The sequence below is a fragment of the Marinospirillum insulare DSM 21763 genome (assembly GCF_000686905.1).
GTDB classification, from domain to species: domain Bacteria; phylum Pseudomonadota; class Gammaproteobacteria; order Pseudomonadales; family Halomonadaceae; genus Marinospirillum; species Marinospirillum insulare.
This window is the reverse complement of sequence record NZ_JMLW01000010.1, coordinates 49,152-59,933: the sequence shown is the minus strand read 5'-3', so window position 1 is coordinate 59,933 and position 10,782 is coordinate 49,152. Positions and strand designations below refer to the sequence as shown.

General features: G+C 43.3%; 8 protein-coding genes. 4 read left to right on the top strand and 4 right to left on the bottom strand.

The genetic code is table 11. The annotated features are described in order from the left end of the window. The first annotated feature begins 13 nt into the window (after window positions 1–13). From smc to ligA, 3 genes are all read left to right on the top strand, one after another. On the top strand, window positions 14–3,538 hold the full coding sequence (smc, locus tag BP27_RS0105540; RefSeq protein ID WP_027850708.1) for a chromosome segregation protein SMC: 3,525 nt from the start codon (window positions 14–16) through the stop codon (window positions 3,536–3,538). Window positions 3,539–3,608: 70 nt separating this feature from the next. Next, window positions 3,609–4,823, top strand: coding sequence for a cell division protein ZipA (locus tag BP27_RS0105535; RefSeq protein WP_027850707.1), 1,215 nt, complete (start codon window positions 3,609–3,611; stop codon window positions 4,821–4,823). Between the two features lie 27 nt (window positions 4,824–4,850). Continuing rightward, the gene (gene ligA, locus BP27_RS15330) at window positions 4,851–6,929 is read left to right on the top strand and encodes an NAD-dependent DNA ligase LigA (RefSeq protein ID WP_036239487.1); all 2,079 of its coding nucleotides are present in this window, start codon (window positions 4,851–4,853) and stop codon (window positions 6,927–6,929) included. Between the two features lie 7 nt (window positions 6,930–6,936). Here ligA and BP27_RS16705 read toward each other — a convergent pair whose 3' ends face one another. Continuing rightward, entirely contained in the window at window positions 6,937–7,437 is a 501-nt protein-coding gene (locus tag BP27_RS16705) for a hypothetical protein (RefSeq protein WP_051610352.1), read from the bottom strand. A 124-nt stretch (window positions 7,438–7,561) separates the two neighbouring features. Here BP27_RS16705 and BP27_RS0105515 point away from each other — a divergent pair, with 124 nt between their 5' ends. Further along, window positions 7,562–8,500 (top strand): hypothetical protein, encoded by a 939-nt coding sequence (locus BP27_RS0105515; RefSeq protein WP_027850706.1) that lies wholly within the window; start codon window positions 7,562–7,564, stop codon window positions 8,498–8,500. Here BP27_RS0105515 and BP27_RS0105510 read toward each other — a convergent pair. From BP27_RS0105510 to BP27_RS0105500, 3 genes are all read right to left on the bottom strand, one after another. Further along, window positions 8,497–9,111: a YitT family protein gene (locus BP27_RS0105510; RefSeq protein ID WP_027850705.1), complete on the bottom strand. Its 615-nt coding sequence runs from the start codon at window positions 9,109–9,111 to the stop codon at window positions 8,497–8,499. The genes BP27_RS0105515 and BP27_RS0105510 overlap by 4 nt on opposite strands. Window positions 9,112–9,176: 65 nt before the next feature. Further along, complete coding sequence (locus BP27_RS0105505; protein ID WP_027850704.1) at window positions 9,177–10,421, bottom strand: type II toxin-antitoxin system HipA family toxin; 1,245 nt, start codon at window positions 10,419–10,421, stop codon at window positions 9,177–9,179. Then, on the bottom strand, window positions 10,418–10,720 hold the full coding sequence (locus BP27_RS0105500) for a helix-turn-helix domain-containing protein (protein WP_027850703.1): 303 nt from the start codon (window positions 10,718–10,720) through the stop codon (window positions 10,418–10,420). The genes BP27_RS0105505 and BP27_RS0105500 overlap by 4 nt, the downstream gene beginning before the upstream one ends. Between the last annotated feature and the right edge of the window lie 62 nt (window positions 10,721–10,782).

Below are 10,782 nucleotides of genomic sequence, written 5' to 3'. Positions count from 1 at the left end.
GGCACTTACACTCATGCGTCTAAAATCCATCAAGTTAGCGGGGTTTAAATCCTTTGTAGACCCAACTAAGGTGAGTTTTAAAAGCAATATGACAGCGATTGTTGGGCCAAATGGCTGCGGCAAGTCTAATGTTATAGATGCTGTGCGCTGGGTAATGGGTGAGTCTTCTGCTAAGTATTTGCGGGGCGAGTCAATGACCGACGTTATTTTTAACGGCTCACGCAACCGAAAGCCTGTAGGTCAGGCATCCATTGAACTTCTCTTTGATAACCGCTCAGGTAAAATGGGCGGTGCTTATGCTGACTACGCAGAAATATCTGTTAAACGCCTTGTCACCCGTGAAGCTGTCTCTACTTACTTTTTAAATGGTACTAAGTGCCGCCGCCGCGACGTTACCGACTTGTTTCTTGGTACAGGCCTAGGCGCGCGCAGTTATGCCATTATTGAACAGGGCATGATCTCTCGTTTAATTGAAGCTCGTCCTGAAGAGCTCAGGGTTTACCTTGAAGAAGCGGCAGGTATCTCCAAATACAAAGAGCGCCGCCGAGAAACTGAAAACCGTATTAAACGTACCCAAGAAAACCTTGAGCGCCTAAGTGACATTCGGGAAGAGTTAGGTAAGCAATTAGAGCGTTTAGGTCGTCAAGCTGAAGCTGCACGACGTTATCAACAATTAAAAGCTAGCGAGCGCCGCTTAAAGTCAGAATTAGCCGTTTTACGTTGGCGAGCAGTAGATCAACAACTAGCCAGTATTTTAGAACAGCTAGCAGAGTTAGAGCTAGAGCAAGAAGCCTGCCTTGTCAGCTTAAGGCAGGGCGAAGCAAGGCTAGAGGCAAGCCGAGAACGTCAAGCAGAAGCCAGTGATGCGCTAGATACCGCCCAAAAGTTATTAACTGAAACCAGCTTACAAATTGCTCGTTTAGAACAAGGTTTACAGCATCGTCAGCAACGTGAAAGGCAGCTGCAAACTGAGTTAGATGAACTGCAACAAGAACAGCGCAAAGCACAAGAAAACGAACAATTAGACCAAGAACAGCTAGTGAGTTTACAAGAGCAACTAGCAGAAGCTGAACCCCTAGTTGAAGAGCTGGCCGAACAAGAAGCCCTAGAGCAAGAAATCCTAGATAACCTAGAAGAAAAGCTATACCAACTAGAAAAAAGCTGGGATAGCTTTGTTGCTGGCGCCGAAAAAGACCAGCGTGAAGCTGCCTTAGCCCAAGCACGCATTCAACAGCATGAGACGAGTTTGCATAAACTAGCAGAGCGGCAAGCGGGTTTAAAAGAACAACAGCAAAGCTTAGTTCACCTAGAGCAAGAAGAAGCACAGCTAGAAAACTTAAATTTAGAAGAACAAGTGCTTCAAGAGCGCCTAGTGCAAATTGAAATAAACGAAGAAAATCTGCGTGAAGAGCGAGTAGAAAGACAAGAAAAACAAAAGCAATTACGTCAAAGCTTAAATCAGCAAACTAGCCAATTCCAGCAACAACAAGGGCGCTTAGCCTCCTTGCAAGCCTTGCAGCAAGCAGAGTTAGAAGGCCAAGATGCAGAGCGCGATGCTTGGTTAAAAGATCAAGGTTTAAATGACTGGCCACGCTTGGGTGAACTGCTAGAAATTGAAACAGGATGGGAAAAAGCCGTTGAAGTTGCTTTAGCCAAGGCTTTAGCAGCCTTAATCAGTCAAGTGCCTTTAGAGCAACATTTAACACAGCGCCTAAGCAGTTTGCCAGTAGGTGATTTATTGGTTTATCAACAAGCGGGTAATCATCTAAATAACTTACCCACAAACACCTTACTGAGTAAAATTCGTAACCAACAAAAGCTACCCGCTAGTTTGGCCGAAAAATTGGCGCATATAAAAACCGCTACGAGTCTGGCAGATGCCCTTGCCCAGCAACAGAGTTTAACGGGGCTAACAAGCATAATAACCGCAGAGGGTGAGCAGGTATTTGTTGATGGTGTGCTTATGCAAGCTGCCACAGCCCAAACCACAGGTATGCTAGCTAGGCAAAAAGAAATTCGTAGGCTAGAAGAACAGCAGGCACTAGTTGAAGAACAGCTCGATGAGTTAGATTTTCAAGAAACTAGCTGCCTTGAAGCTTTAGAAAAGTGCGAGCAGTCTTTAGTAGAGCTGCAACAAGAAGCAAGGCCCTTACAAGCCCAGCTAGCGGAATTGGCCAGCCAACAAGCTAGTCTACAAGCCAAGCTTCAGCACAAGCAACAGCGCAGTGAACAGCTTCAAAGTGAGCTTAGCCTGTTAGCTGAAGAAAGCACTAGTCTGCAAGAGAGTTTACAAGAAGACAAAGAAGCATGGCAGTTATCTTTATTGCAGGTCGAAGCCAATCTTGAACAGCGAGAAGACCAACAACAAGGGCGAGACAGCCTACGCCAACAGCGCGAAACTATCCGCCAGCAGTTACGCTTAAAGCAGCAAGCTTTACAAGAAGCTAGACTAAGCCAGCAGCAACTAATGACTAAAGAACAGGCAGGCCGCCAAGCTTTACAGCGCCTAGCAGAACAACGTCAAGTTCAGGAAGAAAAATACCAAGACCTTTGCCTAGCCTTAGAAGCTGCCAGAGAGCCAGGAGATGAGGAAACTGAGCAGTTAGATAATTTATTGCAAGACCATAAAAATAAAGAAGAGCGAGTACAAGAATTACGTCAAGTTCAGCAGCTCGCCCAAGAAGAACAGCGAGAACTAGAAGCGCAACGTAGCCTACAAGATAAAGAGCTAGACAGGTTGCGTGGTTTATTAGAGGCGCAACGCTTAAAACAACAAACTCTAATGGTTAAACGTGATAGCCATTTAGAGCAACTGCACGAACTAGAAACCACCCTTCGTGAAGTGATGGAACACCTGCCACAAGATGCATTAGAATCACGTTGGCAAGCAGACCTAGAAGATACCCAAGCTAGAATTCGACGTTTAGGTGCCATAAACCTAGCTGCCATAGAGGAATACGACCAACAAGCTGAACGTAAAGATTACTTAGATGCGCAAAATGAAGAGCTAGAAGACGCACTGAACACCCTAGAGGGTGCTATTCGACGTATAGATAAAGAAACACGCTTGCGCTTTAAAGAAACCTTTGAGCAAGTAAATCAGGGTTTACAAACGCTGTTTCCACGTATATTTGGTGGTGGTAGTGCCTGGTTACAACTAACAGGCGATAACCTACTTGAGACAGGTGTTGCTATAATGGCACGCCCACCAGGCAAAAAAAATGCCACAATTCATTTACTATCGGGTGGCGAAAAGGCTTTAACTGCTTTAGCCTTAGTTTTTTCAATATTTGAACTAAATCCAGCACCTTTCTGTATGCTTGATGAAGTTGATGCACCGCTTGATGATGCAAACGTTGGGCGTTATGCACGTTTGGTTAAAGAAATGTCTGAGCGAATACAATTTATTTACATTACACACAATAAACAAGCCATGGAAAGTGCAGAGCAGCTGATGGGTGTCACCATGCAAGAGCCAGGTGTCTCTAGATTAGTCAGTGTTGATCTAGAAGAAGCTTCTGCTATGGTCGCCAGTTAAGTCATTTTAATGTCACCAATAGCAAATATTGGTAAGCTCCTCGGTTTTATGGTTCAAAGGCAAGGGTTATATGGGTCTGCAAGAAGGTTTAATGCTGCTAGGTGCAGCTGTTTTTATACTAGTGCTTATTGATGCGATACGTCGTAAGCGAGCTGCTGCACGCCGAGAAAAAGACGACTACGAAGACCCAGAAGAAATAGAACGACGCGCTCAATTAGCCCGAGAGTTACCTACCCTAAATGTTGATGGTAAAAAACCAGCATCACAAAAAGGTTTAGACCCTTTATTTGATGATATAGATATCTTTGATGATGACCCTATTCCCGTGCTGCGTAACAAGCAGCAACTACCCGAAGAAAACAGCCAGCTAAATACAACCCAAGCCAGTGAACTGGATGAGCAGCCTAAAGCAGCTATAACTGAAAAGGGCCCTATAGTTGATGAACCGACTAGCATAAAGCCTAAAACTTATAGAAGTGAAGAGGAAGAAGAGCTTGCCTGGGACAAAATGCGCCGTAAATTCTCTGTTGACCCTACCTTTGCAGAAGCGTCGCGTAGTTCAATGGAACTTCAGCAAAAAGAACTGCAACAATTAAAAGAGCAAAAAATTGACCTGGCTAAGCAAAAACAAGAGCAAGCAAGATTTGAAGAAAATGATAATCTTGATGATCTAGTAGAGTTAGAGCATCCTAAAATTAAGCAGCCACCAAAAGAAGCCACAGAAAAAGCTAAAGAGCAGCCAGAAACAGTGGCTGAAATTGACCCAGAAGAAAAAGAGCAAAATTTGCGAACTGCATTATTAACAAGTCTAGAAAAAAGTGCCTGGGGTGGTTCAGAAAAATTCTTAACCATTAACGTGAACGCACCAGAAGACAAAGCCATTGTAGGTAGTCATCTACGTTATTTAATGGACAAAATAGGTATGAAGCTGAGCGAGTCAGGTTTCTACCATTATGTTGAAGAGCAGGATGCACAGTCGTTTCTGGGTTATTCTTTGGTGAATATGTTCTCTCCAGGCAACTTTGACCCTAACACAACAGAAGAATTTTTAACCACTGGTATAGTTTTGGTTATGCCTTTACCCAACACACCTCAACCTATGGCTGTATTTGAACGTATGCTAGCCACGGCTAAGGTAATGGAAGAAAGCTGGGGTGCAGAACTGCAAGATGAGCAACGCAGTAATTTAACCCAACAAACCATAGAGCATTATCGCCAAACCATTAAAGACTTTGAGTACCAAAAGCGCGTGAATGCCAAAAAAGCCAAGCGAGCAGGCAGCTAACCCCTAGACCATGACTCAATCTAAACAATGACCCAACTTTCTTTATCTCAGTTAACCGAGCAGCTTGCTGATTTACGCCAGCAATTAAACGAACACAGCTACCGTTACTATGTGTTAGATGACCCTAGCCTGCCTGATGCTGAGTACGACCGGCTATTTCGTCAGTTACAAGAGCTGGAAACCCAACACCCCGAATTAGTTACCGCTGACTCACCCACACAAAGAGTCGGCTCTACACCCTTGGCTGACTTCCCCAGCGTTACCCACCAAGTGCCTATGCTCTCCTTGGGTAATGTCTTTGATGCTGAAGGCTTACAAGCTTTTGTTAAACGTGTAGAGCGTGAGCTTGCCGATTTAGGCCGAGCTGTTGCAGGCGAAGCCATCGAATTTTGTTGTGAACCCAAGTTAGATGGTTTAGCCGTTAGCCTTATTTATGAAAACGGGCAGCTAGTGCAAGGCGTAACCCGTGGCGATGGTCAAACCGGCGAAGGCATTACCGAAAACTTAAAAACCCTGCGTTCCATTCCGCTTAGTTTGCGTTCTCTTCCGGATGATTTGTTTTCATCTAATGGGCAAAACCTACCTGAATTACTAGAAGTTAGGGGTGAGGTGTATATGCCCCGCGCCGCCTTTGAAGCCATGAATGACCAAGCTAGAATCGCTGATGAAAAAACCTTTGCCAATCCACGCAATGCAGCAGCGGGTAGTTTAAGGCAGTTAGATTCACGCATAACAGCTACTCGCCCGTTAGAATTTACTGCCTACCAAGTTGCTCAGTTAAGTGAAGACTTTGCTGTAGAAAGTCATTACCAAGCCATGCAATCACTTAAAAATTGGGGCTTTAAAACCAGCCCTGATATGCAAGTTGTGCAAGGCTATGCTGGTTTAAAAAACTTTTGTGATGAGTTAGCCGCCAAGCGAGATTCACTGCCTTACGATATTGACGGTGCAGTGCTAAAAATTAATGATTTACGCCTGCAAGCAGAACTAGGTTTTCGTGCCAGAGAACCCCGTTGGGCAACCTCCTTTAAATACCCAGCCCAAGAAGAAATCACCCGTTTGCTAGATGTTGAGTTCCAAGTCGGTAGAACTGGTGCTGTAACGCCTGTTGCACGTTTAGAACCAGTACAAGTAGCTGGTGTAACGGTTTCTAACGCCACGCTACATAATATGGATGAAGTTGAACGGCTAGGGGTAAAAATTGGCGATACGGTAATTATTCGTCGTGCGGGTGATGTAATTCCACAAGTGGTACGTGCTGTTGTTGAGCAGCGCCCAGCAGAAACTCAAAAGATTGTAATGCCAAGCAGCTGCCCGATTTGTGCTTCGCATGTGGAAAGAGCCGAAGGCGAAGCGGCTTACCGTTGCACCGGCGGCCTGTATTGCCCAGCCCAGCGTAAAGAAGCCATTAAACATTTTGCCAGCCGCAAAGCTTTTGATATAGAAGGTTTGGGCGTTAAGTTAATCGACCAACTGGTTGAAAATGAACTGGTTAAAAGCCCTGCTGATTTATACCGCTTAACCTTAGAGCAGCTAGCCAACCTAGAACGTATGGCAGAAAAATCGGCTAATAACCTGTTAGAAGCGTTAGAAATAAGCAAAAAAACCACCCTGGCGCGTTTTATTTATGCACTAGGCATTAGAGAAGTAGGTGAAGCCACCGCTGCCAATTTAGCGCGTTATTTTGGGCAGCTAACTAGCCTAAAGCAAGCCAGTGTAGAGCAGCTGTTAGAAGTGGATGACGTTGGCCCCATTGTTGCTCAGCACATTTATGCCTTTTTTAATGAACAGCATAACCTAACGACTTTAGATGATTTATTAGCCCAAGGTATTTATTGGCCAGAAACCCAAGTAAAGCGTGCAGACCTACCCCTAACCGGCCAAACTTGGGTGCTAACCGGCAGTATGCAAAGCCTAACCCGTGATCAAGCCAAAGAACGCTTAGAAGCTTTGGGTGCAAAAGTTTCGGGTAGTGTATCTAAAAAAACCAACCAGCTAGTGGCAGGTGAAGCTGCTGGCTCTAAGCTTACTAAAGCAGAAAGCTTAGGCGTGCCAGTGATGGATGAACAACAACTGTTAGAGCTTTTGACAGGTTTTTCTGAGTAACTACTAGCTAAAGCAGCAGCTCAGCAAAAGTTGCTGCTTGTTCTTGAGTTAAGGGTTCTTCTTTTAAATCTTTTTCTAAAGCATTAAGTGTAGAAACCAGAGCGTTGTTCAAAGCATTTATCTGTTTTTGTAGCTGATCAGCCTGCAAATCTTTTTGTTCTTCTGAAATATTATTGTTAGCCATCACTTTTTTTAGTTCTTGCTGCAGTTTACGCAACTCTTCTTTTAACTCATGAATTCTTTTCAAATAGTCTTTAATTTTGGTGGGTAAATCACTTTTATCTATCGCTTCCTTCTTTTTTTCAAGGCGTGACTTGTTTTTAGCCTCTTCAGATAAGTGAAGATAAATGCTCTTATTTTCTTTAGCTGCACTATCTTCTGGTGCTACTCGTGACCTGGTTAAAGAATCATTAGTCATCGTGGTACTAGTGCCAGCCTGTGCTTTAATGGTGTTAGCTTGTTTAGAATTAGCTAAACGAAGTGAGTCAGAAGAAAAAGTTAAAGGCATCTGATATATGCTCCCTGCTAATAATTGATTACCTAAGCTATCGGCTTAATCAGCAAAAACTCAAGTAACGACTCCAATAACCGATAACGTCAGGTAAGTACCTATTATTGGAGTAAGACAAGTCATGGAAATTAAGCCCAATCTGCTTTCCTTTTCTTTCAAGGGAAAAGCGCCTGCTAAAACTCATAAAACAATTCTTGATGTGCAGGATGAGCAACTTAAAGCTAATCCTCTGGACGAGCATCGTAAGAAGAGAATGGCAGATATGAAAACAGCTTTGACCAAGCTGCAGGAACTAAAAGAAAGCTCTTCACCTAAAAAATTAGCAAGTCAGCGGGCAGCTATTTTAAAGCAGCGTTTAGAGACTTTAAAAGCCATTCTGGAAAAACTGCCACCGGGCAATTACAAGGCGCTAGCACAAGAGCTCAAGCAAATTGCTAAACAGCTTAATGTGGTCAGCAAGAGTGTAAGTAACTCTGCTGGTGGTTCAGCCAATATGCCGGTTATGTCGCTTAGCTCAGGCGAAGGCAATGAGGGTTCAAGCAGCGAAGAAGAGGTTGATGTTAATTCAGAGCTATCCATTGGTTCAGCAGCTTCTGTTAGTGAACCAAATGCTAGCGATGCTCCAGATACAGCTGCAGCCGATGCCAAGGAAGCTGAAAAACTTGCCAAAGAAGTTGAGCGTCAAGTTCATTCTGAAGCTAGACCTGAAGAGAATGAGAAGGTTGATAAACAGGATGAATCTAAGCTGGATAAACCTAGTCCAAGCACATCACCGCTAACTAGCCTGCAACCTAATGACGATATCGACGATAAAGTATTACGCGAAATTCTTACTGAAGCTGCAAAATTAGTTAGGCAAGTGTTAGCTCTGCTTAAAGAAAAGCACCAAGACGATGATGAAGAAACGCGAGAATTATTTAAAGATATTGAAGGTGAGTTGGGTGATTTAGATAACTCGCTAGGGCAAGGCAATTTAGCCCAAGCCTTAGGTGAAAGTATTGGGATAGGGAGTCTTGGTGGTATAGGTGGCTTGGGTAGTTTTGTTGATGTTAGTGTTTAACTTATTCCCTGATAACGCCCTTGTTTGTGATTAAGGGTAAGTATCATATTCAGTACCGCTGCACCTGTTATGGAAAGCAATACCTTGTCTAATGGCAGTACCATAATTGCTAGCATCACTATGACTAAGTCTACTCCCATCTGAAATTTTCCTGCACGAATATTAAAGCGGTCTTGCAGGTAGAGCGCCAAAATATTGATGCCGCCTAAGCTGGCGCGGTGGCGAAATAACAGCAGCATTCCTAAGCCTAAGCACATGCCACCTAAAGTAGCGGCATAAATTGGGTTAATGCTTTCAATGCTAATCCACAGGGGAGTTGTTTCTGTAAACACTGAGACTAGCCCAACGGCACAGAAAGTACGTAGAGTAAATTTCCAACCCATTTGTAAATAAGCTAAGAGGTAGAAAGGAAGGTTTAGCACAAAAAATACCGGTCCAAAACCCCATTCAGTTAGGTATTTAATTAGAAATGCTAAACCAGCAGTGCTACCAGTTAATAATTCAGCTTGGCTATAAAAGGTAACCCCCAAGGCCACCAAAGGGGTGGCTGTTAATAGGGCTAAAGCGTCTTCTAATAAGCTGTGCTGCTGGTTGGTACTTTTTTCGATCATGGATTCTAAGTTGCCTTTAGGTTTGAGCCGCAAAGTAATGCTAGGCTATTCTAGATAGTTTTTGCTTAAAAAAATCCAAATACGTTTTCTAGCATTTGCTGGTCTGAGCGGTTAATGCCTATTTTTTTGGCGTAATCTTGCCACTTACTTGTTACAGCTTTTACTTCTAATAGAATTTGTTTTGCTTGTGAATTTGACAATTGAAAATAGCTTGCTACCTCCAAGGCTAAATCTAAATTAAGTTCATTTGAGTTGTCGTCAACATTAAGATGTAAGCCTGTGGCACCAAGGTTAATGTTGATATCGTATGCTGGTGATAACAACCAGCCCGCACAACCTTCTGCAAGTATAAACCCATGGTTACGCAAATGGTCATCACTATTGAACACCAACATATAAAAAACTATTCTGCGCCACAGTTGAGCAAGGTCCGCTTTGGTATTGGCACCTTGTTCAATAAGAAACTGAGCCAATTCAAGATAGCTAGCGCCTGTATCGCCATCGTAATAGCCTAGCTGAGTCATGGCTGAAGAAAAGTGATGCCTTGTTTTACCAGTACGATCAAAACGCTGTGTTAAAAAAGTATGGTGGGGGTTATTGAATCGCTGAATGCGACACGGTGCCATGTGAACACCAGCATCTAACGCCATTAAGTAAGCTAGGTATTCCCAAGCGCCTATATCATAGTCATCATAACGGCTAGGAAATTTTGCTAACCAAAGATTATCACCATCAGCCACACTGGCTTTGGGTCGAGCACCACCCAAAGAAGAACCCGGTGAAACCAGCATAAATAACCACTTAATATAATCTGGATTATCTAGGTCTGTATTTTTTTCAATTTGATTAACTGCATATTCTAACTCTCGAAGGCTTGAAAGCGGCGGTGCTGTAAAATACTCGCTATTATCTAGAAAAGCGCCATCTTCAGATGACTTAAAACGTAAACCACCCATACGCTGGCTGTCGTGAACGCCCAGCAAATAATCTGACTCATTTAGCTTTACTAGGCGACGTTCCTCTTGCCTTGCTAATACAGCTTCACGCCTTTGCATTAACAAGCGTCCCCAACGATCTGGGCAAGAATCTAAAAAAGCACGGAAGTTACGAGGATCATCGTTGAATTGATTACCTGAAAACAACTGTAGCTGAGGGTCTATTTGAGTTGTAAATGGTGAGCTAAGCCAACTTTCTGCATAGGTAAAACGGTAAGCTTCAGCACCACGCACCAAATCAACCTCTAGTCTTCCAACTTGTTCAGGTTGCGGCATTGAGTCCCAATGAGCGTAAACTAAAATTGTCTTATTCATAAGGTACGGTTTTTTAGTAGCTCTATATCTTGTAGTTTACGGCCAAATTCATCATCTAAAGCAACCTTGCCCAAGTCTTCCACTAATTTAAGTGAGGATAGAACCATTACATAGTGACCGATAGAAACACTAGGCTCGCCATTAAGTATATTACGAATAGTTGGTATAGACAGGCCTGTTCGTTCAGCCAGTTTTACTTGGGTGATTTTTCGGCGCTTCATGGCTAGGGTGATATTCTCACCAAGCGTTTGTAATATACGAATATCTTTCGGAAAAACTACAGCTGAGCGTTTTTTCATAAAGCTATATCTTCGTTTTTTGCTTAATAATGAATGTATAGTTTCATTGTTTGCCTTTGGAA